The organism is Agromyces litoreus (genome assembly GCF_040496015.1).
Lineage (GTDB): Bacteria > Actinomycetota > Actinomycetes > Actinomycetales > Microbacteriaceae > Agromyces > Agromyces litoreus.
The window spans coordinates 48,154-74,457 of record NZ_JBEPKA010000012.1 but is presented as its reverse complement, the minus strand read 5'-3'; the positions used below and the strand labels follow the sequence as shown (position 1 = coordinate 74,457).

General features: G+C 72.1%; 23 protein-coding genes and 2 tRNA genes. 17 read left to right on the top strand and 8 right to left on the bottom strand.

The features are described from left to right. Position 1 precedes the first annotated feature (1 nt). The 4 genes from ABME01_RS10580 to ABME01_RS10565 all read left to right on the top strand — a co-directional run bounded on the left by ABME01_RS10580 (position 2) and on the right by ABME01_RS10565 (position 4,949). A complete protein-coding gene (locus ABME01_RS10580; RefSeq protein WP_353828365.1) occupies positions 2 to 1,006 on the top strand; it encodes an Fpg/Nei family DNA glycosylase in 1,005 nt (334 codons plus the stop codon). Beyond that, positions 985 to 2,523, top strand: coding sequence for an amidohydrolase (locus ABME01_RS10575; protein WP_353828364.1), 1,539 nt, complete (start codon positions 985 to 987; stop codon positions 2,521 to 2,523). The genes ABME01_RS10580 and ABME01_RS10575 overlap by 22 nt, the downstream gene beginning before the upstream one ends. A gap of 204 nt (positions 2,524 to 2,727) precedes the next feature. Continuing rightward, positions 2,728 to 4,278 (top strand): sensor histidine kinase, encoded by a 1,551-nt coding sequence (locus ABME01_RS10570; protein ID WP_353828363.1) that lies wholly within the window; start codon positions 2,728 to 2,730, stop codon positions 4,276 to 4,278. Between the two features lie 11 nt (positions 4,279 to 4,289). Then, complete coding sequence (locus ABME01_RS10565; RefSeq protein ID WP_353828362.1) at positions 4,290 to 4,949, top strand: response regulator; 660 nt, start codon at positions 4,290 to 4,292, stop codon at positions 4,947 to 4,949. Positions 4,950 to 4,998: 49 nt separating this feature from the next. Here ABME01_RS10565 and ABME01_RS10560 read toward each other — a convergent pair whose 3' ends face one another. Continuing rightward, a complete protein-coding gene (locus ABME01_RS10560) occupies positions 4,999 to 5,703 on the bottom strand; it encodes a hypothetical protein (RefSeq protein ID WP_353828361.1) in 705 nt (234 codons plus the stop codon). Positions 5,704 to 5,776: 73 nt separating this feature from the next. Further along, a complete protein-coding gene (locus ABME01_RS10555) occupies positions 5,777 to 6,280 on the bottom strand; it encodes a Dps family protein (RefSeq protein ID WP_353828360.1) in 504 nt (167 codons plus the stop codon). Between the two features lie 213 nt (positions 6,281 to 6,493). Here ABME01_RS10555 and ABME01_RS10550 point away from each other — a divergent pair, with 213 nt between their 5' ends. Continuing rightward, the gene (locus ABME01_RS10550) at positions 6,494 to 6,967 is read left to right on the top strand and encodes an aromatic ring-opening dioxygenase LigA (protein ID WP_353828359.1); all 474 of its coding nucleotides are present in this window, start codon (positions 6,494 to 6,496) and stop codon (positions 6,965 to 6,967) included. A 73-nt stretch (positions 6,968 to 7,040) separates the two neighbouring features. On the opposite strand, the gene ABME01_RS10545 is transcribed toward ABME01_RS10550, so the two are convergent. After that, positions 7,041 to 7,114: transfer RNA gene (locus ABME01_RS10545), tRNA-Gly, on the bottom strand. A gap of 100 nt (positions 7,115 to 7,214) precedes the next feature. Then, positions 7,215 to 10,964: an SCO7613 C-terminal domain-containing membrane protein gene (locus tag ABME01_RS10540; protein ID WP_353828358.1), complete on the bottom strand. Its 3,750-nt coding sequence runs from the start codon at positions 10,962 to 10,964 to the stop codon at positions 7,215 to 7,217. Positions 10,965 to 11,166: 202 nt separating this feature from the next. On the opposite strand from ABME01_RS10540, the gene ABME01_RS10535 reads away from it, so the two are divergent. The 6 genes from ABME01_RS10535 (at position 11,167) to clpX (ending at position 16,177) form a co-directional block, all read left to right on the top strand. Next, a tRNA-Pro gene (locus ABME01_RS10535) sits at positions 11,167 to 11,241 on the top strand. A gap of 52 nt (positions 11,242 to 11,293) precedes the next feature. Continuing rightward, positions 11,294 to 12,778, top strand: a complete 1,485-nt coding sequence (gene tig, locus ABME01_RS10530; RefSeq protein ID WP_353828357.1) for a trigger factor — start codon at positions 11,294 to 11,296, stop codon at positions 12,776 to 12,778. Positions 12,779 to 12,865: 87 nt separating this feature from the next. Further along, positions 12,866 to 13,372 (top strand): tetratricopeptide repeat protein, encoded by a 507-nt coding sequence (locus ABME01_RS10525; protein WP_353828356.1) that lies wholly within the window; start codon positions 12,866 to 12,868, stop codon positions 13,370 to 13,372. Positions 13,373 to 13,477: 105 nt separating this feature from the next. Further along, on the top strand, positions 13,478 to 14,068 hold the full coding sequence (locus ABME01_RS10520) for an ATP-dependent Clp protease proteolytic subunit (RefSeq protein ID WP_344369172.1): 591 nt from the start codon (positions 13,478 to 13,480) through the stop codon (positions 14,066 to 14,068). Between the two features lie 19 nt (positions 14,069 to 14,087). Beyond that, positions 14,088 to 14,759: an ATP-dependent Clp protease proteolytic subunit gene (locus ABME01_RS10515; RefSeq protein WP_353828355.1), complete on the top strand. Its 672-nt coding sequence runs from the start codon at positions 14,088 to 14,090 to the stop codon at positions 14,757 to 14,759. A gap of 140 nt (positions 14,760 to 14,899) precedes the next feature. Beyond that, positions 14,900 to 16,177, top strand: a complete 1,278-nt coding sequence (clpX, locus tag ABME01_RS10510) for an ATP-dependent Clp protease ATP-binding subunit ClpX (RefSeq protein WP_353828354.1) — start codon at positions 14,900 to 14,902, stop codon at positions 16,175 to 16,177. A 40-nt stretch (positions 16,178 to 16,217) separates the two neighbouring features. Here clpX and ABME01_RS10505 read toward each other — a convergent pair whose 3' ends face one another. After that, positions 16,218 to 16,502 (bottom strand): hypothetical protein, encoded by a 285-nt coding sequence (locus ABME01_RS10505; protein WP_353828353.1) that lies wholly within the window; start codon positions 16,500 to 16,502, stop codon positions 16,218 to 16,220. A 169-nt stretch (positions 16,503 to 16,671) separates the two neighbouring features. Beyond that, positions 16,672 to 17,754 (bottom strand): septation protein SepH, encoded by a 1,083-nt coding sequence (sepH, locus tag ABME01_RS10500; protein ID WP_353828352.1) that lies wholly within the window; start codon positions 17,752 to 17,754, stop codon positions 16,672 to 16,674. 193 nt (positions 17,755 to 17,947) lie between these two features. Here sepH and ABME01_RS10495 point away from each other — a divergent pair, with 193 nt between their 5' ends. Next, entirely contained in the window at positions 17,948 to 18,241 is a 294-nt protein-coding gene (locus tag ABME01_RS10495; RefSeq protein WP_353828350.1) for a DUF4193 domain-containing protein, read from the top strand. On the opposite strand, the gene ABME01_RS10490 is transcribed toward ABME01_RS10495, so the two are convergent. Next, on the bottom strand, positions 18,238 to 18,702 hold the full coding sequence (locus ABME01_RS10490) for a DUF3093 domain-containing protein (protein WP_353828349.1): 465 nt from the start codon (positions 18,700 to 18,702) through the stop codon (positions 18,238 to 18,240). The two genes, ABME01_RS10495 and ABME01_RS10490, sit on opposite strands and share 4 nt — an antisense overlap. A gap of 39 nt (positions 18,703 to 18,741) precedes the next feature. Between ABME01_RS10490 and dut the strand changes: the two genes are divergently transcribed. From dut to dxs, 5 genes are all read left to right on the top strand, one after another. Then, positions 18,742 to 19,200: a dUTP diphosphatase gene (dut, locus tag ABME01_RS10485; RefSeq protein ID WP_353828348.1), complete on the top strand. Its 459-nt coding sequence runs from the start codon at positions 18,742 to 18,744 to the stop codon at positions 19,198 to 19,200. Further along, positions 19,197 to 19,814, top strand: coding sequence for a DUF3710 domain-containing protein (locus ABME01_RS10480; RefSeq protein WP_353828347.1), 618 nt, complete (start codon positions 19,197 to 19,199; stop codon positions 19,812 to 19,814). The genes dut and ABME01_RS10480 overlap by 4 nt, the downstream gene beginning before the upstream one ends. Beyond that, on the top strand, positions 19,811 to 20,614 hold the full coding sequence (locus tag ABME01_RS10475) for a DUF3159 domain-containing protein (protein WP_353828346.1): 804 nt from the start codon (positions 19,811 to 19,813) through the stop codon (positions 20,612 to 20,614). The genes ABME01_RS10480 and ABME01_RS10475 overlap by 4 nt, the downstream gene beginning before the upstream one ends. Positions 20,615 to 20,770: 156 nt before the next feature. After that, the gene (acnA, locus tag ABME01_RS10470; RefSeq protein WP_353828345.1) at positions 20,771 to 23,596 is read left to right on the top strand and encodes an aconitate hydratase AcnA; all 2,826 of its coding nucleotides are present in this window, start codon (positions 20,771 to 20,773) and stop codon (positions 23,594 to 23,596) included. Between the two features lie 133 nt (positions 23,597 to 23,729). Then, positions 23,730 to 25,673, top strand: a complete 1,944-nt coding sequence (gene dxs, locus ABME01_RS10465; protein ID WP_353828343.1) for a 1-deoxy-D-xylulose-5-phosphate synthase — start codon at positions 23,730 to 23,732, stop codon at positions 25,671 to 25,673. 39 nt (positions 25,674 to 25,712) lie between these two features. On the opposite strand, the gene ABME01_RS10460 is transcribed toward dxs, so the two are convergent. Then, the gene (locus ABME01_RS10460; RefSeq protein ID WP_353828342.1) at positions 25,713 to 26,243 is read right to left on the bottom strand and encodes a dihydrofolate reductase family protein; all 531 of its coding nucleotides are present in this window, start codon (positions 26,241 to 26,243) and stop codon (positions 25,713 to 25,715) included. Positions 26,244 to 26,304 lie beyond the last annotated feature (61 nt).

Here is a 26,304-nt window from a genome sequence, read left to right as displayed (position 1 = left end):
CGTGCCCGAGGGCCACTCCGTCCACCGCATCACCCGGCAGTTCGAGCGCAACTTCGTCGGCCGCACCGTGCGCGCCTCGAGCCCGCAGGGACGGTTCGCCGAGGGCGCTGCCGACCTCGACGGGCGCCGGATGGTCGATGCCCGCGCCGTCGGCAAGCAGATGTTCCTCGGCTTCGAGGGCGACCGCTGGCTGCGCGTGCACCTCGGCATGTACGGCGCGTGGGACTTCGCGGGCGACATCCTGATGGACGCGACGATCGCGTCGGCGAACGGGCGGATGGGGCAGACGAACCAGAAGGGCACCTTCCTCGACGGACCGAACCCGGACGCGGTCGTGTTCGACTCCGCCGGTGAGAACTCGCTGACCTCGATCGGCGCGCCGCGGCGAACGCGGCTGCGGATGTCGGAGTCGGAGAAGGAGGGCGACGGGCTCGAGTCCTTCCCGCCCGACCCGATCGGCCAGGTCCGCGTCCGCCTGCTCACCGACACGGTCGTCGCCGACCTGCGCGGTCCCACCGCGTGCGAGGTGCTCGACCCTGCACAGGTCGAGGCGATCGTGGCCCGTCTCGGTCCCGACCCCCTGCTCGAGGACGGCCCGGAGGCCGAGGAGCGGTTCACGACCGTCGTGCGGCGCAAGCCGACCCCGATCGGCCTCCTGCTGATGGACCAGAACGTCGTGTCCGGCATCGGCAACGTCTACCGCGCCGAGCTCCTGTTCCGGGCCCGGCTGAACCCCCACACGCCGGGTCGGCTCGTTCCCGAGGAGACCGTTCGCGAGCTCTGGCGCGACTGGTCGCGCCTGCTGCGCATCGGGGTCGAGACCGGCCAGATGATGACGATGGACGGCCTCGAGGGCGAGGAGTGGGCGAAGGCCATGGCGAACCGCGAGGACCGGCACTGGGTGTACAAGCGCGAGGGGCTGCCGTGCCGGGTGTGCGGGACGAACATCGTGCTCGAGGAGATGGGCGCCCGGAAGCTGTACTGGTGCCCGGTCGACCAGGCATGACGGCTGCGCACGGCTCCGGCGCCCCAGGCACCACGGTGCTCGCCGGGGGTCGCCTGCCCGGCGCGGCAGCGCCGGTCGACGTCCACGTCGTCGACGGCGTCGTCCGGCGGGTGGCCCCGGCCGGAGCCGCGTGCGCCGACCGCGGCCACGATCGCATCGAGCTCGGCGGGCGCTGGATCGTGCCCGGACTGTGGGACCGTCACGTGCACCTCTCGCAGTGGGCGATGGTCTCGCGCCGCCTCGACGTCGGCGGCGCCGGCTCGGCCGCCGAGGTGGTCGCGCTCGTCGCGTCGGCCGTCGCCCGGGGGGAGCGGGAGGTGGTCGGCTTCGGCTACCGCGACGGGCTGTGGCCGGATGCGCCGACGCTCGACGGGCTCGATGCGGTGTCCGGCGACGTGCCCGTCGTGCTCGTCGCGGCCGACCTGCACGCCTGCTGGGTCAACCGCGCCGCCGCCCGCCGCCACGGCGCGCTCGACGCCGCGGGGGAGTCGGGCGTGCTCCGCGAGGACGACTGCTTCCGGCTCGTGCGCGAGCTCGACGACCTCCCCGACGACGTGCTCGACACGTGGGTCGACGAGGCGTCCCGGCGGGCGGCGGCCCGCGGCGTCGTCGGCGTCGTCGACCTCGAGATGCGCTGGAACCGCGACGACTGGGCGCGTCGCGCGGCCCGCGGGGCCGATGCCCTGCGCGTGCGGTTCGGCGTGTACACGCGCGACCTCGACCGGGCCGCGGCCGCGGGCCTGCGGAGCGGCGACCCGGTCGAGGGCACGCACGGGCTCGTGCGGGTCGGGCCGTACAAGGTCATCACCGACGGGTCGCTCAACACCCGCACGGCGTGGTGCGTCGACGCCTACCCCGGTCTCGGGGCCGACGCCCACCCCACGGGCGTCGTGAACGTGCCCTTCGACGAGCTCGTCGCGCACCTGCGGCACGCCGAGCGGATCGGTCTCGACCCGGCCGTGCACGCGATCGGCGACCGTGCGAACGAGGACGCGCTGGACGCGCTCGCCGCGGTGCGCCCGCGGGGATGGTCCGGGCGCGCCTCGATCGAGCATGCGCAGCTGCTCCGCCGCGAGGACGTCCGCCGCTTCGCGGGGCTCGGGGTCGTCGCGAGCGTGCAGCCCGAGCATGCGATGGACGACCGCGACGTCGCCGACCTGTACTGGGCCGGCCGCACCGACCGCGCGTTCATGCTGCGCGAGCTCGCCGCCGCCGGCGTCGAGCTCGCGCTCGGATCCGACGCGCCCGTCGCCCCGCTCGACCCGTGGGTCGCGATCGCCGCCGCAGTCGGTCGCACGCGCGACGACCGCGCACCGTGGCACCCCGAGCAGTCCATCGACGCCGGGCTCGCGCTCGCCGCGTCGACCGACGGCGCGGGAGCCGTGGTGCGGGAGGGCATGACCGCCGACCTCGCCGTGATCGAATCCGATCCGCTCGTCGCGTCGGTCGGCGAACTCCGGCGGATGCCCGTGGCGCTCACCGTCCTCGCCGGCCGGGTCACGCACCGCGCCCTCTGATCCGACCGATCGGATCCGGACGGCGCCCGCCGTGACGGGGGCCAACCCCCGTACCCATCCGGGTGGCGGTCGGCTGGGGGCCGCCGACCCGGTGCGAGAGGCTCGAGCCACGATCCGGCGGCCTGCCTCGGCGACCGCGGAGCCGATGCGTCCCGTCGCCCGAGCCGAGGCGTCGTGCGACGATGACCGGGAGGACCCACGACCATGACCACCAGTACCGATCCGCACCCGGCCGCTCGCGTCACCGCCGGCGAGCCGACGCGAGCCGCCCGGGCGAGCGAAGGGGCCGCCGACGGAGTCACCCGCGCACGCCGTCGCGGGTACGGCGGGCTGTGGGCGGACGTGCCCCGCGAACTCGGGTACCTCCTCCTGGGATTCCCGGTCGCACTCGTCGCGTTCGTCACGCTCGTGACGCTCTTCTCGACGGGCGCGAGCCTGCTCGTGATCGTCGTCGGCATCGTGATCATCGCGGCCGCGCTCTACACCGCGCGCGGCTTCGGCACCTTCGAGCTCGTCCGCCTCGAGTGGGCGGGGCGGCCGTCCATCCGTCGTCCTCGATGGGATGCCGCGGGGCCCGCGGGCGACGGTCCCTGGCGCGCGTTCTTCGCGCCATTCGTCGACGGCCACTACTGGCTGTACCTGCTGCACGGCATGGTCGTGGCGCCGATCGTCGCGCTCGTGAGCTGGACCTTCGCGATCGTGTGGATCTCGATCGCGCTCGGTGGGCTGACGTTCTGGATCTGGGCCGTGTTCCTGCCCGACCAGGCCGGGGACACCTGGCCGGTCGAATGGGTCCTCGACCGGGTCTGGCCGGGCGGTTCCGCCGCCGTCGCACTCGACCCGCTCGCGATCGAGGCGGTCGCGCAGTTCCTGCTCGGCGCCGTGTTCCTGCTCACTCTCCCGTATGTGACGACGGGCTTCACGCGGCTCCACGGGGCGATCGGGCGCGGCATGCTGGGCGCGTGGCGATCGGAGGCGCTCGAGCGCCAGGTCGAGCAGCTCGCCGCATCGCGCGGCGCCGCCGTGCAGGCCGAGGACACCGCGCTGCGACGCCTCGAGCGCGACATCCACGACGGCCCGCAGCAGCGGCTCGTGCGCCTGCAGATGGATCTCGCGGCGATCGAGCGCAAGCTGGAGGCCGACCCGGACGCCGCACGCGAACTGCTCGGCGAAGCGCGCGACCAGGCGCGGGACACGCTGGACGAGCTGCGCGCCCTCTCGCGGGGGTTCGCCCCGCCGCTGCTCCAGGACCGCGGGCTCGCGAGCGCCCTGGAGTCGCTGGCCGGTCGCAGTCCGGTGCCGGTCTCGCTCGAGCTCCTGCTGCCGACGGATGCCGCCCTGCCCGCGGCGATCGAGCGGAACGCCTACTTCATCGCCGCCGAGCTGCTGACCAATGCCGTCAAGCACTCGGGCGCGAGCGCCGTCCGCCTCCGGCTCGCCACGCGCGACACGGGAGCCACGGGTCACTGGCTCGACCTCTGGGTCACCGACAACGGACGGGGGGGAGCGGTCGCCGTCCCGGCGCACGGGCTCGACGGACTCGACGAGCGGGTCCGCGGCCTCGGAGGGGTGCTGATCATCGACAGCCCCGTCGGCGGGCCGACCGTGATCGGCGCCCACTTCCCGTACGTGCCGGCGCGGCCGTCGCCGACCGTCACGGACGCATACGGCGCGATCGCCGCGCCGGGGGATGGTGCGCCGTCGACGGAGTCGCCCGCGGGGAGCGGCCCGATCGACCCGGCGGGCGCTCGCTAGGGTTGGCCTCGATGATCGACCGTCCCGCTGCCGTCCGCGTCGTGCTCGCCGAGGACTCGATGCTGCTCCGTGAGGGCCTCGTCCGGCTGTTCGACGAAGCCGGCTTCGAGACCGTCGGCGCCTACGGCGACGCCGAGGCCCTGCTCGCGGACCTCGATCGTGCGGCGCCGGACGTCGCGGTGCTCGACGTCCGCATGCCGCCGACGTTCCGCGACGAGGGCGTGCGTGCGGCCATCGAGCTGCGACATCGACGGCCCGCGCTCGGGGTGCTCCTGCTGAGCCAGTACGTCGAGGGCACGTACGCGCAGGAGCTGCTCTCGTCCGCCGACGGCGGCATGGGCTACCTCCTGAAGGATCGCGTCGCGTCGCTCGACGACCTGCAGGACGCCGTGCTGCGCGTACACGACGGCGGCACGGTGCTCGACCCGCAGGTGGTGCGCGAGCTGCTCGCTCGCCGCGGCGATCCGCTCGCGTCCCTCACCCCGCGCGAGCGGGAGGTGCTCGAGCTGATGGCGGAGGGGCGCACCAACGCGGGCATCGCCGCCCAGCTGTTCATCGGCGTCGGCGCCGTGGAGAAGAACGTCACCTCGATCTTCCAGAAGCTCGGCCTCGAGGACTCGGGCACGGACCATCGCCGGGTGCTCGCGGTGCTCGCCTGGCTGCGGCGCTGACGAGCGTCGACAGCTCGTCGACCCCTCGTCGACCCGCCCCTGCCTGCGATCAGGTCGCCGTCGTCCTGCGCAGCGGAGCGTGCACGCGGAAGACGTCCACGTACGTCCGGTACCCCTCGATGAACCACAGGACCATCGAGCCGATCGCCAGGACGGCGCCGATGACCACCGCCACCCAGGCCGGACCGCCGAGGGCGAGCGTGGTCCCTCCCGCGAAGAGCCCGATGACGGCGGCCTCGACCACCGAGATGACCATCGCGGAACTGGCGAGGATCTGCCCGGGTCGCCGGCCGAACGCGTAGTAGGTGCGCTGCATGCCCGGCTCGTCGTCGTTCGCCGAGGAGAGCAGGTACGGCTCGAGACCGGGGTCGAGGTCGAGGTACGCCCCGCGCAGCCGGTTCATCGCGATCACGTACATCAGGTCGTCCAGCGACGCGTTGAACACCCGTCGCTGGGTGATCAGGCCGAGCAGCGCCAGCAGCAGCAGGACGCCGAGCGCGGCGATGCCGAACCACCCGCGGAAGGACGTCGCATTGCCCAGCACGCCGAGCGTCACGAGGCCCGCCGAAACGAGCGTCAGGAAGATGGCGATGCGGGTCAGCACCTCGCTCTGCGTGGTGCTGCGCGACGCGAGCAGGCTCCAGTGCTCCGTCGCGAGCATCTGCGCGCGGAGCGAGCGCTGCGCGTCGGTCAGGCCGCTCGCCGATGCATCGTCGGCGAGCGGGGACGGCTCGGGCCCGGGAGCTTCCGCCATGACGGCATTCTGCACCCGGGCCCGGTCGGCCGCACCTCACGGCGCGGCGCAGGCGGGACTCGGCCCGCCGAGGTCACTTCACGCTGACGTGCGCCGCGAGGAACCAGCGGTCCTTGTCGAGCCCCTGCCGGATCGCGATCGCGACGTCCTGGCTCGCGGGGTCGAGCTCTTCGAGGCCCGAGATCGCCGCGTTCACCTTCTCGGTCGCGACGTCGATCTGCGCGACGACGTCGGCGATCGTCTCGTCGGACTGCTTGAACCCGGCGGCCGGGTTCACGGCGCCGCTCTCGGAGGCGATCGTCGCGAGCCGCGCGTCGATCGGCAGCCCGAGGGCCACGACCCGCTCCGCAGCGAGGTCGGCCCACTCCTGGGCGTGGTCGACGACCGTGTCGAGGAACTCGTGCACCTCGAGGAAGTCGCGACCGCGCACGTTCCAGTGCGCCTGCTTGCCGTTCACGGCGAGCGCGGTGAGCTCGTGCACGACGGGCGTGAAGAACTGGGAGACGCCCGAGGCGACCTCGGGGTCGGCGCCGCTCATCGGGGCGGTCGGCTTCGCGGAAGTCTTCGAGTCGGTCATGTGGTTGATCCCCTTCCACTCGTGACGTACGGGTGCCACGCTACGACCAACCGCAGGGGGCGCCGCGGGATTCCCGTCGGACTCGCAGGGGCTTGACAGGGCGGATGTCGCCGCCGCCGTCCCGGAGAGAAGGGGCCGAAGGTCCCCGTCCCGGTCGGCGGCCGTTTCGTAGCGTCGCAGGTGTCCGATGCACCGACCGAGGGGAACCCCGCCATGTCAGATTCCACCGCCACCGTCGCCCTCACCCGGGGTCAGGGCCGAGCCATCCGCGTCATCGCCTGGCTGGGCATCATCGGCGGGATCCTCCTGATCATCGTCGGGATCGTCGCGTGGGTCGGCGTCTCGACGCAGCTGCGCGCCGAGAACATCACGATCCCCGAGGACGCCTCCGCGATGCAGGGCCAGCAGGTCGCGGGCCCCATCTCCGCGTTCGTCCAGGCCGACATCATCAACACCCACGCGCTCGAGGCCTCCGACGGCGCGACCTACGCCGAACTCGACCGCGAGGATCCGACGCGACAGACCGTCATGACCGCCTCGTTCCTGCGCGCATCGCTGTTCACGTCGGTCGTGTCGTACGGGGTGGCCCTCTTCGCCGCGGGCGTCGGCGTGCTCTTCCTGCTCTTCGGCCTCGCGTTGAACTTCCTCGTCCCGACGCGGGCACCCTCGACGGTCACGTCGGACTGACGAAGCGGGTCGGTGCGGCGGATGTCGCGCCCGATCGCCGGGGCGGGGAACGTTCCGGATCGACCGGATGACATGGAGGGGATGACGGGAATCGAACCCGCACCATCAGTTTGGAAGACTGAGGCTCTACCATTGAGCTACATCCCCAGCGCCCGCTCGGGCACTGCAACATCGTACACGTGAGAGTGGTCCCTCGCGTGCATGGCGGGTGGCGGGCGCGTCCCGGCGTGGGACGCCGATCCACGCCCTAGCGGAGCGACGCGACCGAGTGGATGGCGCCTCGGGCCAGCCGCAGCTGGCGCTCGTAGGTCGCCGCGATCACGACGAGCGCGGCTCCCGCGATGCCGAGCCAGAGCCACCACCAGACTGCGCGGTAGAGCAGGCTGATCCACGGCCAGAGCTGGGCGACCGCGTGCACCAGCAGGACGGACCCCCCGATCACGAAGGGGGCCTGCAGCCGGAGCCGCGCACCCACGAGCACGGCCGCCACCGCGGCGAGGCCGAGCGCGACCAGCCGCCAGAGCGTCGGGTCGACCCAGTCGGCGAGCAGCGCGGGAACGAGCAGGACGGCGAGTCCGACTCCGAGCGTGCCCCAGCTTCCAGCGGAGGGCGACCGTCGCAGCGTCACGGCACCGGCGCAGATCAGGGCGGCGGCGATCGGCACCGTCACGACGTCGAACGGCTCGACGTGCGGGCGCAGCAGCGCCCCCGCGCCGATCGTCGCGGCGAGCGCGATGCTCGTCCACCGAAGCCACGGACCGGCGACCGGTCGCATGCGGCTCGCGATCGCCGTCACGTGCGCGAGCCCGAGCAGGCACAGCAGGACGACGGTGCGGACGAGGGCCTCCGAACCCTCGATGATGGCGACCCCGGTCGGGATCGATGCCGCGGCGATCGACGCGGCGAGCGCGGCCTCGGCGGCTCGCTCGGGCTCGACGCGGTCGCGGACCCAGAGCACCGACGCCGTGGCGCCGATGGCGAGCGCGACGACCGGCCAGAACTCGACGCCGAGCTCCGCCGGCGCACCGACCCCGATGGCGGACCCCCGCACGAGCGCAGCACCGGTGGCGGCCACCCATCCGGTGGCGACCGCGACCGCGCGCACGGGGACGCCGCGTACCAGGTCCGGAGCGAAGGAGCCCGCGAGCACGAGGACGGCGCCGACCGCGACCAGCACCAGCGTCCGGAGGTCGGATGAGCCGGACATCGCGACGCTCGGCAGCACGCCGACCGCGGCCGCGGCGGCGAGCACCGCGGTGCGACCCGTGAGGGTGCCCGGTTCGGCGGGTCGTCGCCACGCCACGACGGCGCCGGAGACGAGGAGTGCGGTCGCGAGCGGCAGCGTGACCCACTCGACCGCGTTGACGGGCCGCTCCGCGATCCAGGCCCACGCGCTGCCGACGACGAGCGCCGGAGTACCCCACGACGCATACCTGGCGGACGAGTCGCCCGCGATCGGGTCGCCCCACAGGGACGCCGTCACGAGCGGCACGGGCGAGAGCACGAGGAGGACGAGCCAGCCGCCCTCGGGGTCCAGACTCCCCGGGCTCATGACGAGCAGGGTCGCGCCGAGGACGACCGCAGTCGCCGCGCTCCACCACCCGCGCGGGGGTCGACCGTGGGGAAGCACGACATGACCGAGCGCCGACGCGAGCAGGGTCGCCACCGCCAGGCCGAGCGCGACCGTGACCGGGCCGACCTCGCCGGCCAGGGAGACCGCGGCCAGCCCGAGGGCGATCGGGGTCGCACCGGCGGCCGCGAGGCGCATGGGCTCGGGCTCCTGCCGCAACCAGGCGATCGCCGCCACGGCCAGCACGCTCGCCGGGATCCAGCCGAAGGTGACCGAACCCGTCGCCGCGACGGCCGATGCGGCGATCACCCCGCCGATCAGGGCCGCGAGGCCGAGCACACCGCGATCGATCCGGCTCATCCTCGGCACCGACGCGAGTGCGCCGAGTGCGAGCGCGGAGACCAGTGCGGCGACGAACGCGGCGTCGGCCCACGGTGGAGCGGGGGAACGCCCGGACGCCACGAGCCAGCCGGGCAGCATCCAGGCGGCGACCGACCCGACGACCGCGGCGACGGCCAGGTGCGCCGCGCCGACGGCGACGGCGAGCCGATCGGGCCAGACCCGACGGGCGAGCAATCGACCTGCCACCGCGAGCCCCAGCACTCCGGGCACGATCCACCACCAGAGCGCCGTCGAGACGGGGGCGACGCCCCAGGCGAGCGCCGCTGCCAGCATGCCGCCGCTCGCGAGCGTCGCCGTGACGCCCCGCGCATCGCGCAGCGACGGCGTCGCCGCGAGCGCGAGCGCCGCGGCCGCGGTCGCGAGGAGCACGAGCGCGGTCCCGAGCAGCGTCGGGGCGAGCACGGCCCCTGCGAGCGCTGCGCCGGTCCAGGCGCCGGCGACGAGCCATCCGAGCACGGCGGCGCGCCGCCGGGCGAACACCATCGCGGAGGCCGCGAGTGCGCCCGAGGCGATGCCGGCCACCGCGGCGGCGGCGACATCGTCGCCGAACGATGTCGTGCGCGGGAGGGCCGCGTCCAGCTCCCAGACGCGGAGGAGCACGGACTGCACGTCGAGTGCGGCGTCCACCGCGACGACCACCGCGGGCAGGAGCGCGCCGAGCCAGACCGCCATCGCCCCGAAGAACGCGGGCGTGACGTCCGACCGGAGCGAGTCGCGTCGTGCGAACGCCGCGGCCATGACGGCGACGCCGCCGGTGATCACCGGAGCCGCCCACACCGCCGTGCTCGCCGGCAGGTCGGCGGAGACCTGCAGGGCGAGCCCGAGCGGCAGGCTCAGGCCCGCGCTGATCGAGGCCAGCGTGCGCCACGGGCTCGGCGCCGGCATCGCGACGAGCATCGTGGTCCACGCCGCCGCGACGGCGAGGAAGCTCCACAGCGAGCCGGCGCCGAGATCGGGGAGGGCCCTGACGGCGGCGACCGAGGCGATCGTCCCGCCTGCGAATCCGATGCAGCGCAGGACCAGCCGCTCCGGCGCGGCGGCGACGAACCGGGAGCCCGCGCCGAGCAGCAGCACCGCCAGTCCGCCGAGCCAGGCGGCGGTCCACGGGTCGTCGCCCGGGACGATCGCGACGGCGGCGACGAACACGCCGATGGGCGCGAGCACGGCGCCCGCCACGGCCGGGACGCGGAGGCCGCCCACGACGCCCCCGAGCGCGAGGACCGTCGCGGTCGCGAGCAGCGCAGCGGCCCAGTACGCGGCGCCGTCGACGGCGGCGGCGCCGAACACGTCGTTGGCGCGGACGATCCCCGCGTCGAGCAGGAGCAGCACGACGCCGACCGCCGACACGCCCTCGGCGGTGCTCGGCAGGTTCCGGACCCGCAGGAGGGCGGAGAGGCCGAGGACCAGCACGCTCGTGACGGCCACCACGATCGAGCGCACCTCGAACGAGGCGACGACGTACGCCACGACGAGGAACACGATCGCGGCCACCGACAGCAGCACGACCCCGAGCACGAGCAGGAACACCTGCACGCCTGAGCGGCGTCGACCGGGGGGCGCGACTGCGGGTGCGGTCGGGGCGATCGGCACGTCGGCGCCGGTCGCCGGCGGTGCGCCCGCCGTGGAGGCCGCGACCGCCGGGCCCGGGAGCGGACCTCCCCGTGGCTCCCGCGCGATCGGTCCGGCGGTCGGCGTCACCCCGCCGTCCGCGCCGGTCGGAGGCGGAGGATCGATCGCGTCGCGCGCGCTCGCCGTCGGCCCGGGGCCGGAGGCCGCGGCGAGCGCGTCCTGCGCCGCGCGCATGCGCGTGATCACCGCCTGGCGCCCGACCTCCGCGTCATGCACCCGCATGCCGGCGGCGAGCAGGTCGGCTGCGTCCGCACCGTCGAGCCGCAGTCCGCACACGTCGCACGCCGGGCGGTGCAGGGCGGCGAAGCACGCCGGACAGCGGGTGGTGTCGATGAGGAGGGCGGGATCGCCGGGCCATCGGCGCAGGTCGTCGGCGGGGTGCGTCGGCGCGGTCATGGGCACACTGTGGCAGGCCCGGAGGCCCCGCGGCTCCGGGACGACCCCGAGCCGGGGTGTCCACAGCCCGGCGCGGACAGGACGGTCGAACCGGCCGGCCACGGCCAACCACGGCTCGTGCAGTAGACTTTCGGGGGTCCATCCGCGCTTCGACGTGTTTCCGCGCGCCGTCGTGCCGGACCGGCGAGTCAAGCCGGCGACTCGGGGCGTAGCTCAGCTTGGCTAGAGCGCCCGCTTTGGGAGCGGGAGGTCGCAGGTTCGAATCCTGTCGCCCCGACGAGTCGCAGCGGCTCGACCACGTACTTCCACCAAACAGGAGAATCTTCCCCATGCCGACCACTTCGGTTGAGAAGCTGAGCCCGACGCGCGCCAAGCTCACCATCTCGGTGACGCCCGAGGAGCTCAAGCCCAGCATCGCCCACGCCTACGAGCACATCGCCGAGCAGATCAACGTCCCCGGCTTCCGCAAGGGCAAGGTGCCCGCTCCCGTCATCGACCAGCGCGTCGGCAAGGCCGCCGTCCTCGAGCACGCGGTGAACGAGGGCCTCGACGGCTTCTACCGCGCCGCCGTGACCGAGCACGAACTGCGCCCGCTCGGCCGTCCCTCGGCCGACATCGTCGAGTGGCCGAACGAGAAGGACTTCTCGGGCGACCTGCTCCTCTCGATCGAGGTCGACGTGCGTCCCGAGATCGAGCTGCCCGACTACGAGGGCCTCGAGGTGACCGTCGACTCGGTCGAGGTCTCGGACGACGAGGTGGCCGAGGAGCTCGACCGCCTGCGCACCCGCTTCGGCACGCTCATCACGGTCGACCGCCCCGCGAAGACCGGTGACTTCGTCACCCTCGACCTCGTCGCGACCATCGACGGCGCCGAGGTCGACACCGCGAGCGGCGTCTCGTACGAGCTCGGCTCCGGCGAGCTGCTCGAGGGCATCGACGAGGCGCTCGACTCCCTGACGGCGGGCGAGACGACGACGTTCGCGTCGAAGCTGCTCGGCGGCGACCACGAGGGCGAGACCGCCGAGATCACCGTGACCGTCGGCGCCGTGAAGGAGCGCGAGCTTCCCGAGGCGAACGACGACTTCGCGCAGATCGCGAGCGAGTTCGACACGCTCGACGAGCTCACCGCGAGCCTGAAGGAGCAGGTCGCCAAGAACAAGTCGTTCGGCCAGGGCACGCAGGCCCGCGACCTCCTCGTCGACAAGCTGCTCGAGCTCGTCGAGGTGCCGATCGCCGACAGCGTCATCGAGGACGAGGTGCACCGTCACCTCGAGTCCGAGGGGCGCCTCGAGGACGACGAGCACCGCGCCGAGGTCACCGAGGCGAGCACGAAGGCCTTCAAGACCCAGATCGTGCTCGACAAGATCGCCGAGGCCGAGAAGGTCCAGGTCAGCCAGGAGGAGCTCACGCAGTACCTCGTGCAGGGCGCCGCGCAGTACGGCATGGATCCGAACGAGTTCGTGCAGATCCTGAGCCAGAACGGCCAGATCCCGGCCATGGTAGGCGAGGTCGCGCGCAACAAGGCGCTCGCGATCGCGCTGGGCAAGGCGAAGGTGGCCGATGCCGACGGCAACGCCGTCGACCTCTCCGAGTTCACCGCGGTCGCCGAGGAGTCGGCCGACGACGCCGCCGAGCCTGCCGCCGCGGAGGCTCCCGCCGACGAGGCGCCCGCCGAGGAGAAGCCGGCGCGCAAGCGTGCGACCAAGAAGGCCGCCGCCGAGGAGGCCCCGGCCGAGGACGCCGCCGCCGAGGAGGCGCCCGCCGAGAAGAAGCCGGCGCGCAAGCGCACCACGAAGAAGGCCGACGCCGAGTAATCGGAACACGCCGTGCAGACGGGGCCGGGCGGTATCGCCCGGCCCCGTCCGCCGTCTCCGGACCGTCCGGTCCGGGCAGGAGGGGTCATGGACGACTGGCAGGAGCGCGTCGATGCGGTCTGGGCCGCCGCACCGGAACTGGGGGAGCGAGCGGTCATCGCCGCGATCGACGCCCTCGCCGCCGAGCTGCCGGACGACGATCCGCGCGGTCCCTTCGAGTCGGCCGGAGCCCGGGACTCGGCGGGACTCGAGGCCGAGGCCGAACCGCGCTACCGCCGCGCGCTCGAGCTCGGGCTGTCCGGGCGGGCCCGCGTCGAGGCGCACATCCAGCTCGCGTCGACGATCCGCAACCTCGGGCGCCCCGCCGAGTCGCTCGCGCTCCTCGACGAGGTCGCGCTCGACGCCGGCGACCTCGCCGATGCGGTGGCGGCGTTCCGAGCGCTCGCGCTCGCGTCGGCGGGCGAGGCGGATGCCGCCGCGGCCGTCGCCCTGATGGCACTCGCTCCGCACCTCACGCAGTACCGTCGCGCCGTCGGCGCCTACGCCCGGCAACTCGTCGCGCCGGAGGAGCACGACGCCGCGGGCGGCGCCTGACGCACCCCGCGCGGCGGCTCCTCCGCCGACGGCGAACAGCCCGGTTCGCGAACGTTGCACCGGATAGATTCGACACAACGAACGCAACGAAACGGAGCGATATCCATGGCCGAACCGACACTGCAGCCCAGTGTGTTCGATCGACTGTTGAAGGACCGCATCATCTGGCTCGGCTCCGAGGTGCGCGACGACAACGCGAACGAGATCGCCGCGAAGCTGCTGCTCCTCGCCGCCGAGGACCCGAAGAAGGACATCTACCTCTACATCAACTCGCCCGGCGGCTCGATCACGGCGGGCATGGCCATCTACGACACCATGCAGTTCGTCCCGAACGACATCGTCACGGTCGGCATCGGCATGGCGGCCTCGATGGGCCAGCTGCTCCTGACCGCGGGCACCAAGGGCAAGCGCTACATCACCCCGAACGCCCGCGTCCTGCTGCACCAGCCGCACGGCGGCTTCGGCGGCACCGCGAGCGACATCCAGACCCAGGCCCAGCTGATCCTCGACATGAAGAAGCGGCTCGCCGAGATCACGGCGGCGCAGACCGGCAAGTCCGTCGAGCAGATCAACGCCGACGGCGACCGCGACCGCTGGTTCAACGCGCAGGAGGCCCTCGAGTACGGCTTCGTCGACCACATCCGCGAGTCGGCGCTCGATGTCTCGGGCGGCGGCGGGACCGACCAGGCTGCGTAGGAAGAGAGAGACAGTGAGCATGAACATCCCCGCCTTCGGCGGCACCGCCTTCTCGGGTGGCCGGCAGGCCCCGGGCTCGCGCTACATCCTGCCGAGCTTCGAGGAGCGCACGGCCTACGGCTACAAGCGCCAGGACCCCTACGCGAAGCTCTTCGAGGACCGCATCATCTTCCTCGGCGTGCAGGTCGACGACGCGTCGGCCGACGACATCATGGCCCAGCTGCTGGTCCTCGAGTCGATGGACCCCGACCGCGACATCATGATGTACATCAACTCGCCCGGCGGCTCGTTCACCGCGATGACGGCGATCTACGACACGATGCAGTACATCCGTCCGCAGATCCAGACCGTCGTGCTCGGCCAGGCCGCCTCGGCCGCCGCGGTGATCGCCGCGGCCGGCACGCCGGGCCGTCGCCTCGCGCTGCCGAACGCCCGCGTCCTCATCCACCAGCCCGCCATGGGCGAGGCGGGACACGGCCAGGCATCCGACATCGAGATCCAGGCAGCCGAGATCCTGCGCATGCGCACCTGGCTGGAGGAGACGCTGTCGAAGCACTCCAACCGCAGCCAGGACGAGGTCAACGCGGACATCGACCGCGACAAGATCCTCTCCGCCGAGGAGGCCCGCGAGTACGGGCTGATCGACCAGGTCCTGTCGTCGCGGAAGACCCTTCCGGCGCTCAGCCGATAGCGCGGGCGCGGAACGAGGGGCGGGCGCGGATGGCGCACCCGCCCCTCGTTCGTGTCGTTTCCGCCAAACCGTGGCGGATCGGCCACACGCGGCGAACGTCGGGCTAGGCTCGGTACAGACCTTGCGCGAGGGAGGAAGCGATGGCACGCATCGGCGAGAGTGCTGACCTGTTGAAGTGCTCCTTCTGCGGGAAGAGCCAGAAGCAGGTCCAGCAGCTCATCGCCGGCCCGGGCGTGTACATCTGCGACGAGTGCGTCGAGCTCTGCAACGAGATCATCGAGGAGCGACTCGCCGAGGCGGGCGAGACCGAGGCCGGCGAGTTCGAGCTGCCGAAGCCGAAGGAGATCTTCTCGTTCCTCGAGGAGTACGTGATCGGCCAGGATGCCGCCAAGCGCGCCCTGGCCGTCGCCGTGTACAACCACTACAAGCGGGTCCGCGCCCGCGCGGCGCTGACCTCGGCCGACCGTGCGCACGACGACGTCGAGATCGCGAAGTCGAACATCCTGCTCATCGGCCCGACCGGCTGCGGGAAGACCTACCTCGCCCAGACGCTCGCGAAGCAGTTGAACGTGCCCTTCGCGGTGGCGGACGCCACGGCCCTCACCGAGGCCGGCTACGTGGGCGAGGACGTCGAGAACATCCTCCTGAAGCTGATCCAGGCCGCCGACTACGACGTCAAGCGCGCCGAGACCGGCATCATCTACATCGACGAGGTCGACAAGATCGCGCGCAAGGCGGAGAACCCCTCCATCACGCGCGACGTGTCCGGCGAGGGCGTGCAGCAGGCCCTCCTGAAGATCCTCGAGGGCACGGTCGCGTCGGTGCCGCCCCAGGGCGGGCGCAAGCACCCGCACCAGGAGTTCATCCAGATCGACACGACCAACGTGCTCTTCATCGTGGCCGGAGCGTTCGCCGGGCTGGAGGAGATCATCTCGTCGCGTTCCGGCAAGCGCGGCATCGGCTTCGGTGCCCCGCTGCACTCCAAGCAGGACGAGGCGGAGCTCTTCGGCGAGGTCCTCCCGGAGGATCTCCACAAGTTCGGCCTGATCCCCGAGTTCATCGGCCGGCTCCCCGTCGTCGCGACCGTCACGCCGCTCGACCGCGACGCCCTCATGGAGATCCTGACGGAGCCGAAGAACGCGCTCGTCAAGCAGTACCAGCGGATGTTCGAGCTCGACGGGGTGCAGCTCGACTTCGAGCACGCGGCGCTCGAGGCGATCGCCGACCTCGCCGTCCTCCGTCAGACGGGCGCGCGCGGTCTCCGGGCCATCCTCGAGGAGGTGCTCGGGCCGATCATGTTCGAGGTGCCCTCGACGACCGGGGTCGCCCGCGTGGTCGTCACCAAGGAGACGGTCATCGACAACGCCGCCCCGACCATCGTGCCGTCGAAGCCTCGTCGGGCCGAGAAGTCGGCCTGAGCGGCTCGGTCCGCCCGCCGCGATCCCCGAAGCTGCCCGTTCAGTCGAAGACCCGGAGCACGTGCCAGTGCGTGCCGTCGTGCCCGACATCGAACACGTGCGACTCGCCGTCGCCGCCCGAGGCCTGGAAGCGCCATCCGCTGATCGCGAGCGGCACCCGGCCGGGCGCCGGCGTCTCGCCGGCGAACGGCAGCCACCAGTCGGCCGGGCCGACCAGCGGCGTCGGCGTGTCGTCGACGCGGTAGCGTCTCGCCCGCCACACCAGTCGCTCGGGGAGTCCTGCGGCGTCGGTCCAGACCTCGACCGGTTCCATCGTCTGCCGCATGCCGACCTCCGAGTCTTCGAACGTATGTTCGAATGCTAGCACCGGGCGGTCGGCGAGGGAACGCCCGGGAGCGGGCGCGGATGCCGGACCGGGCGGTCACGCTCGGGGGTCCGCCGGCGCACGTCGACGAGTTCGCGTCTCCGACCTGGCGGCGTCGCGCCGATCGTGCTCAGGCGAGGTCGTCGTCGCTGCGGGCGCCGAAGACGATCTCGTCCCAGCTCGGCATGGCCGCGCGGCCCTTCTTCGAGCGCGCGGGTTGGCTCGCACCGCCCCAGAGGGCACGGGCCGCGGCGCCGGCGCGCTGCTGCTGCTCATCCGGGTCCGACGCGTCGTCCCGGTGCTCGGGCTCGACCGCCGGGTCGGCCTCGACCGCGGGCGCCGGCAGCGGCTCGGGAGCAGGTCGGTCGGACGTCGGCGCGGCCTCTCGTTCGCCCCGCCGACGGCGCAGCGCCTCCAGGAGGTCGGCGGTCTCGCCGGCGGGCGGTGCAGGCTCGTCGGCGCGCTTGATGGCGGCACGTGCGACCGCCGGACTCGTGATGGTCGTCGCCGCCGGTCGAGCGGCCCCGACCTCGGGCTGCGGTGCCGTGTCCTGGTCGGCGGTCTCGGTCGGGTCGAACGTGAACGCCCCGCTGTCGAAGCGGCTGCCGTCCTGCTCGGTCGCGGAGACGGCGCGCAGGCGCGGGATCATCCCGCCCCGCACCTCGCCGTGGGCCGAGAGCGTCGTCGCATCCGTGTTCTGCGGGTGCAGGGCCTGCTTGCGGGGTTCGAAGGTCCAGCGGGCGTCGTGGTCGATCCCGTCGGCGGTGAACTCGAGCTTGACCATCCAGCCGCGTTCCTGGTCCTTCCAGCTCGCCCATCGCTCGCCGTGCGCGCCGAGCTGGGCCAGGCGCTCGCGGACCATGCTCCCGAACGACGAGGCGTCGTCGGCGTCGGCGTTCTCCGGGACGTGCACCGGGACCGCCAGGGCCGAGGTGACCATGTGTTCGCGCTCCGCGATCACCGGGCCCTCGAAGCGGCGGATGTCGTCGACCGACGCGCCCGTGAGCTCGGCGACCTCCTCGGCCGAGAGTCCGGAGCGGATGTGCGCCTGCACCTCGCGCGGCGAGAGCTTCGGCCCGGACCGCGTCTCCGGCACCGCCTTGCGGATGCGGGACTGCAGCACCTCGTCGATCTCGATCCGGAATCGCGCGCCGTCGTCGGAGGCCGCGATGAGGGCGCCGCTCTCGACCCCGATCACCTTGAGTTCCTGCATGGCGAGAAGCCCTTCCGTGCCCTTGACCTGCGCCCAAGGATGCCACGCCCGCCCCGGGCGGCGCGGGAATACCGCGGGCGTGCCGTCAGTTGTGCATTCCACCGGTTCGGACGGCCGCCGGATGGTTTGCTTACGCACTTGATTTCGTGCAGACTATGGCCGCCGAATCCACGGCAACGGAAAAAGGATGGGAATGGCAACGGATTACGACGCGCCGCGGAAGACCGACGACGACTCCGAGTCGATCGAGGCCATCAAGGAGCGCGTGCCCGACAAGATGTCGGGGAACGTCGACGCCGAAGACGCCGACAACCCGGGCAGCTTCGACCTGGCGGGTGCCGACCTGTCCGACGTCGAGCTCGACGTCGTCGTGCTCCCGCCGCAGGCGGACGAGTTCACCTGCGTGAGCTGCTTCCTCGTGAAGCACCGCTCGCAGATCGACCACGAGACCAAGCTCGGGCCGATCTGCCTGGAGTGCGCGGCCTAGGCCGCCGCTCCATCACCACGAGGCCGTCGCGATCCATTGATCGCGGCGGCCAATTCGTGCGGGTGCCGTGTCGAGACCAGCCAGTAGGGCGCCGGGTCCGCGGCGTCCGTGATCGGCACGCGCACGACGTCCGCGATCCATCCCCGGATGACCAGGAACGCGCGGGCGTCGAGGCCGGTGCCGCGCTCGACCCGGGCGGCATCGCCCGTCGCCGCGGACGCCTCGCCGGTCAGCTCCAGCGGAACCTCGGCGCGGCCCGCGCGAAGGCGGCCCGCTGAGACCTCGATCACCGGCGAGGTCAGCGTCAGCGACCCGGCGACGGCCAGGTAGAGGATGATCCCCGTCGCGATGCCCGCGGGCAGCGACACCGGCGCGAGCACGAGGATGCTCGCGGGGATGAGCAGCAGGCTGGAGAGGTAGATCCAGGGCGTCGGCCAGAGCCGTTCGCGGTAGTCGGGCATGGGAACTATCAGACCAGACTTCTGCACTACCCTCGAACGGTGACCGAATCCGTCGACGTCCTGATCACGGCCGACCGCCTGCCCGCCTACGCCCACCCGGGCGACGCGGGCGCCGACCTCCACGCCGCCGAATCGGTGGTGCTCGAGCCCGGTGAACGGGCCACCGTGGGCACCGGGGTGGCGATTGCGCTGCCCGACGGCTACGTGGCGTTCGTGGTGCCGCGTTCGGGCCTGGCGTTCAAGCACGGCCTGACGATCGTGAACGCCCCGGGCACCGTCGACGCCGGGTACCGAGGCGAGATCAAGGTCGCACTGCTGAACACCGACGCCCGCGAGGCCTACCGCATCGAGGAGGGCGACCGGATCGCCCAGCTCGTCGTGATGCCGGTCGGCCGTGCGCGGTTCGTAGAAGTCGAGAAGCTGCCCGGGAGCCTCCGCGGCGAGGGAGGATTCGGATCGACCGGATTCGGGGCACACCAGTCAGGAGCACACGCGTGAGCGACATCGAGAACATCGACGACATCCCCGCCGACCACCCCAAGTCGGCGCCCCAGGACCGTGCGACGAACGGCCCCCTGGACGAGTCCGAGGCCAACCCCGTGCGTCCGTACGTCGACCTCGGCGGCGTGAAGGTCGTGCCCCGCGAGGGCCTGCACCTCCGCCTCGAGGTCGAGGAGGGCACGAAGCGCGTCGTGGCGGTGGGCCTCGACTTCGCCAACTCCACCCTGCAGGTGCAGCCGTTCGCCGCACCGCGGTCGAGCGGGCTCTGGCACGAGATCCGCACCCAGATCGCCGACCAGATCTCCCGGCAGGGCGGTACCACGCAGGTGCGCGAGGGCACGTTCGGCCCCGAGCTGCTGGCCCAGATCCCGGTCACCACGGCCGAGGGCCAGGCCGGGGGGATGCGCCTCGCCCGCTTCATCGGCGTCGACGGCCCGCGCTGGTTCCTGCGCGGCGTCATCGCCGGCGAGGCGGCGACGGATCCGACGGCTGCGGCGAAGGTCGAGGAGCTCTTCCGGTCGATCGTCGTCGTGCGCGGCACCACCCCGATGCCGCCGCGCGACCTCATCCCGCTCCGGATGCCGGCGTCGCAGGGCGGTCAGCCCGCGTGAGCGGGGACGAGCCCGCCCGGAGCGAGCCCGCCCGGAGCGAGCCCGCCCGGAGCGAGCCCGACCCGCACGGCGAGTCGGTTCCGGAGTCGGCGCCGGCGGCGGGGGAGTCCGACGAGGCGACGGCCGAGTTCGGCCGTCAGATCGCCGCTGCCGCCGAGCGTTCGGGACTCGGGCGCATCGCGCGCGACGAGACGCTCACGCCCGGCGACCTGCTCGGCGCGCTCGGCGGCATCCGCGGCATGGCCGAGGCGATCCTGCCGGGCCTGGTCTTTCTCGTCGTCTTCACGTTCACGCGCGAACTCGGCTGGGCCCTCGCGGCCTCGGTCGGCCTCGCCGTGGTCTTCACGTTGGCGAGGCTGGTCACGCGCAGCCAGCCCACGCAGGCGATCGCCGGGCTCGTCGGCGTCGGCGCCTCGGCGGCGCTGTCGCTGTGGACCGGGCGCGCCGAGGACAACTACGTCATCGGCTTCTACACGAACGCGGCCTACGCGGTCGGGATCATCGTGTCGCTGCTCGTGCGCTGGCCACTCGTGGGCATCATCGTCGGATTCCTGATGGGCGATGGCACGGCCTGGCGCCAGCGCCGCCGCACCTATCGCGCGATGCAGCTGCTGACCCTGGTGTGGCTCGGCATGTTCGTCGGGCGGCTCGTGGTCCAGGTCCCGTTCTACTTCGCGGGCAACGTGGAGGCGCTCGGCGCGACGCGGCTGCTCATGGGCGTACCGCTCTACGCGCTGCTGCTCGTGTTCTCGTGGCTGGTGGTACGCGCCGTGTACCCGGCCAAGCGCACCGACGGGTGATACAGTTATCTCGACATCAAGATAAATCCCGGGTGCCGGCACATCCTGTCGGCGCGTGACGCGGTTGGGCTAGCCTTGCTGGGGCGGCTCCCGGAGCACGACGCCGGGGACGCCGCGAACGGCCGCGACGGCGGCATCCGCGAAGGAGAGGACATCGTGTCTGCAGTGAACAGTTTCGGGGCGAAGGACACGCTCCACGTCGGGGATGAGTCCTACGAGATCTACCGGATCGACACGGTCGCCGGTCACGAGAAGCTCCCGTTCAGCCTGAAGGTGCTCCTCGAGAACCTGCTGCGCACCGAGGACGGTGCGAACGTCACGAAGGAGCAGATCGAGGCGCTCGGATCCTGGGTGCCGACCGACGAGCCCAACACGGAGATCCAGTTCACGCCGGCGCGCGTGGTGATGCAGGACTTCACCGGCGTGCCCTGCATCGTCGACCTCGCGACCATGCGCGAGGCGGTCGTGGCGCTCGGCGGCGACCCGAACAAGATCAACCCGCTCTCGCCGGCCGAGATGGTCATCGACCACTCCGTGATCGCCGACCTCTTCGGCACCGAGAACGCCCTCGAGCGCAACGTCGAGATCGAGTACGAGCGCAACGGCGAGCGCTACCAGTTCCTGCGCTGGGGCCAGACCGCGTTCGACGACTTCAAGGTCGTCCCGCCGGGCACGGGCATCGTGCACCAGGTCAACATCGAGCACCTCGCGAAGGTCATCTACCACCGCACGGTGTCCACCGACGGAGGCGACGGCGTGACTCGCGCCTACCCCGACACCTGCGTCGGCACCGACTCGCACACGACGATGGTCAACGGTCTCGGCGTGCTCGGCTGGGGCGTCGGCGGCATCGAGGCCGAGGCGGCCATGCTGGGCCAGCCCGTGTCGATGCTCATCCCGAAGGTCGTCGGCTTCAAGCTCTCCGGCGCCATCCCCGCGGGCGTGACCGCGACCGACGTGGTCCTCACGATCACCGACATGCTCCGCAAGCACGGGGTCGTCGGCAAGTTCGTCGAGTTCTACGGCTCGGGCGTGGCATCCGTGCCGCTGGCCAACCGCGCCACCATCGGCAACATGAGCCCGGAGTTCGGCTCGACCGCCGCCATGTTCCCGATCGACGACGTCACGATCGACTACCTGCGTCTCACCGGGCGCAGCGAGGAGCAGCTCGCCCTCGTCGAGGCGTACGCCAAGGAGCAGAAGCTCTGGCACGACGCCGACAACGAGCCCGTCTACTCCGAGTACCTCGAGCTCGACCTCGCGACCGTCGTCCCGTCGATCGCCGGCCCGAAGCGCCCGCAGGACCGCATCGTGCTCTCCGAGGCGAAGTCGCAGTTCGAGCAGGACCTCACGAACTACGCCGACGTCGAGCACGACCTCGTCGACCTCGAGGTCGCCGAGTCGTTCCCGGCCTCCGACCCGCCCGGCAACTCGCCGGAGGACGAGCACAGCCACCACGTCCACCACCACCGCAGCCACGCTCCGGCGACCGCGTCGAAGCCCACCAAGGTGCAGGCGGCGGACGGCACGGACTACACGCTCGACCACGGTGCCGTGACGATCGCCGCGATCACCTCGTGCACCAACACGTCGAACCCGTCCGTCATGCTCGCCGCAGGCCTCCTCGCCCGCAACGCGGTGAACAAGGGCCTCAAGGCGAAGCCGTGGGTCAAGACGACGCTCGCCCCCGGGTCGAAGGTCGTCACCGACTACTACGAGAAGTCCGGCCTCACGAAGGACCTCGAGGACCTCGGGTTCTACACGGTCGGCTACGGCTGCACCACCTGCATCGGCAACTCGGGGCCCCTGATCGAGGAGGTCTCGGCCGCGGTCCAGCAGAACGACCTCGCCGTGACGGCCGTCCTCTCGGGCAACCGCAACTTCGAGGGTCGCATCAACCCCGACGTCAAGATGAACTACCTCGCGAGCCCGCCGCTCGTGATCGCGTACTCGCTCGCCGGCACGATGAACTTCGACTTCGAGTCCGACCCGCTCGGCACCGACGGCGACGGCAACGAGGTCTACCTGAAGGACATCTGGCCCGACGCCTCCGAGGTCCAGGCCACGATCGACGCGTCGATCGACAAGGACATGTTCGACAAGCAGTACTCGAGCGTCTTCGAGGGCGACGAGCGCTGGAGGACCCTGCCCACGCCGAGCGGTGCGACCTTCGAGTGGAGCCCCGAGTCGACCTACGTGCGCAAGCCCCCGTACTTCGAGGGCATGACGCTCGAGACGACCCCGGTCTCCGACATCTCAGGCGCACGCGTCCTGGCCAAGCTCGGCGACTCGGTCACGACCGACCACATCTCGCCGGCCGGCTCGATCAAGGCGGACAGCCCCGCGGGCCAGTACCTCACCGAGCACGGCGTGGACCGCAAGGACTTCAACTCCTACGGCTCGCGTCGCGGCAACCACGAGGTCATGATCCGCGGCACGTTCGCGAACATCCGCCTGAAGAACCAGTTGCTCGACGGCGTCGAGGGCGGGTACACCCGCGACTTCACGCAGGAGGGCGGCCCGCAGTCGTTCATCTACGACGCGTCGATGAACTACCAGGCGCAGGCCACCCCGCTCGTGGTCCTCGGGGGCAAGGAGTACGGCTCGGGCTCCAGCCGCGACTGGGCGGCGAAGGGCACGAACCTGCTCGGCGTCAAGGCCGTCATCACCGAGAGCTTCGAGCGCATCCACCGCTCGAACCTCATCGGCATGGGCGTCGTGCCGCTGCAGTTCCCGGCGGGCGAGTCGGCCGACTCGCTCGGGCTCGACGGCACGGAGGTCATCTCGATCTCCGGACTCGAGCAGCTGAACGAGGGAACGACGCCGAAGACGGTGCACGTCGTCGCCGAGCCCAGCGAGTTCTCGCCCGAGGGCGCGCAGACGGTGGAGTTCGACGCCGTGGTCCGCATCGACACCCCCGGTGAGGCGGACTACTACCGCAACGGCGGCATCCTGCAGTACGTGCTGCGCAGCCTGGTCTGACGTCGGCACGCGTCGGGGGCGGCGAGCTTCGGCTCACCGCCCCCGACCTCTTCCCGGGCTCACAGGCCGCCCGGCGTACACTCGAACGAAACCCGGGCGCGCACCGCGCCCCACGCACCCGGAGGCACGACGCATGAGGCTGCTCGACACGATCCGCGGACCGCGCGACCTCGATGCGCTCTCCGACGACCAGCTCGACGCGCTCGCCCGAGAGATCCGCGAGGTGCTCGTCGCCGAGGTGTCGAAGACCGGCGGTCATCTCGGGCCCAACCTCGGCGTGGTCGAGCTCACGCTCGCGATCCACCGCGTCTTCGACTCGCCCCGCGACCCGATCATCTTCGACACCGGTCACCAGTCGTACGTGCACAAGCTCCTGACTGGCCGGCGCGACCTGACCACCCTCCGCCAGACGAATGGCCTCGCGGGATACCCGCAGCGCGGCGAGTCGGAGCACGACGTGGTGGAGAGCTCGCACGCGTCGAGCTCGCTGTCGTGGGCCGACGGCATCTCGAAGGCGTTCGAGATGACCGGTCAGGGCGACCGGCACGTGGTCGCCGTCGTCGGCGACGGCGCGCTCACGGGTGGCATGACGTGGGAGGCGCTCAACAACATCTCCGACGACAACACGCGCAACCTCGTGGTCGTCGTCAACGACAACGGGCGCTCGTACGCGCCGACCATCGGCGGCATGGCGCGGTTCCTGAACACGGTGCGGACGAAGCAGACGTACCGCTCGCTCCACCTGCGCAGCCGCAGCGCGTTCGACCGCCTGGGTGCGCCCGGTCGCGCGATCTACCGCGGCGTGCGCGGAGGGCTCCACGGATTCCTCAGCCGCGTGAGCGGCAACGAGGCGCTGTACTCGAACCTCGACATCAAGTACATCGGCCCCATCGACGGGCACGACGAGCGCGCGGTGGAGGAGGCGCTCCGGCAGGCCAAGGACTACGGGGCCCCGGTGATCGTGCACGCGATCACCGAGAAGGGGCGTGGCTACGAACCCGCTCGCCGCGACGTGGCCGACCAGTTCCACGCCGTGGGCCAGATCGACCCGGAGACGGGGGAGTCCCTGGTGACCGCGTCGGCGCCGTCGTGGACCAGCGTGTTCGCCGACGAGCTCGTCTCGCTCGCGGAGCGCGACGAGCGCCTGGTCGGCATCACCGCGGCGATGCTGCGGCCCACCGGGTTGCACCGCATGGCGGAGCGGTTCCCCGAGCGGGTGTTCGACGTCGGCATCGCCGAGCAGCACGCCGTGACGAGCGCCGCCGGCCTCGCGTTCGGCGGCCTGCACCCCGTCGTGGCCGTCTACGCGACCTTCATGAACCGCGCGTTCGACCAGCTGCTCATGGACGTCGCGCTGCATCGCGCCGGCGTCACGTTCGTGCTCGACCGCGCCGGCGTCACCGGTCCGGACGGGCCGAGCCACCACGGCGTGTGGGATCTCTCGATCCTGCAGGTCGTGCCGGGCATCCGCATCGCCGCGCCGCGTGACTCGGTCCGCCTCGCGGAGGAGCTCGGCGAGGCCGTGCGGGTCCCCGACGCGCCGACGGTGCTGCGCTTCCCGAAGGGCACGGTCGGGACCGAATACGACGCCGAGCGGCGCACGCACGACGGGGTGGACGTGCTCGTCGAGAGCGACCGGCACGACGTGCTCATCGTCACGGTCGGCCCGATGGCGGGCGTCGGACTCGAGGTCGCCCGGCGCCTCGAGGCGCAGGGGATCGGCGCGACGGTGATCGACCCCCGCTGGGTCGTTCCCGTGCCGGAGAGCGTCGTCTCGCTCGCCGGCGACTACCGGATCCTCGTCAGCGTCGAGGACGGGATCCGGGTCGGCGGGATCGGCACTCGGATCCGCCAGGACCTCCGCGAGGCGGGAGTCGACACGGCGGTCACCGAGGTGGGACTGCCCGACGAGTTCCTCGACCACGGCTCGCGCGGCGACATCCTGGAGCGGGTCGGCCTGACGCCGCAGCACATCGCGCGCGATGTCACCGCCATGGTGCTCGGCAGCAAGCTCCCGCACGCCCGCAACGCCGGCATGGAACTCCCGACCGACACCGGGGCACAGCCGAGGGTCTGACCTCCGGCCGCTCGAGGCGAGCCCGGGAGGCTGCCCGCCTCACCCCACGCGATAGACGTGCTCGACCGCGTCGCCGAGCCTCGTGACGGCCGTGAGGCTGAGCGGCGTCGTCGCCCGGTCGACCGGCAGGAGCGCGCGACCGCGGCCCAGGGCCACGGGCATGTAGGTGACGAGCAACTCGTCGAGTCGGCCGGCCTCGAGGAACTGCGCCGCGACCGGGCCGCCGCCGATGACCCAGACGTTGCGGTCGCCCGCCGCCGCGGCCGCGGCATCCGCCACGGACTCGATCGCTCCGGCGGCGAATCGGATGTCGGCGCCCGGCGGCGTCTCGAGCTCGCGATGCGTGAGCACCCAGGTCGGGAGCTCGCCGTACGGCCAACCGCCGCCCTCGCGGAGCACCCATTTATAGGTGGTCGCCCCGAGCACGAGGGAGCCGACCCCGGCGAAGAAGCGCTCGTAGTGCTCGGTGAACTCCGCCATGCCGAACTGGAGGAGCCACTCGAGCCCGTCGTGCTCGTCGGCGATGAACCCGTCGAGCGTCGAGGCCACGTAGTACTGGAAGCGCGTCACGCCGCGAGCATACGGACGGCCCCCGACATCTCGTCGGGGGCCGTCCGCGGTGGTGCGACTA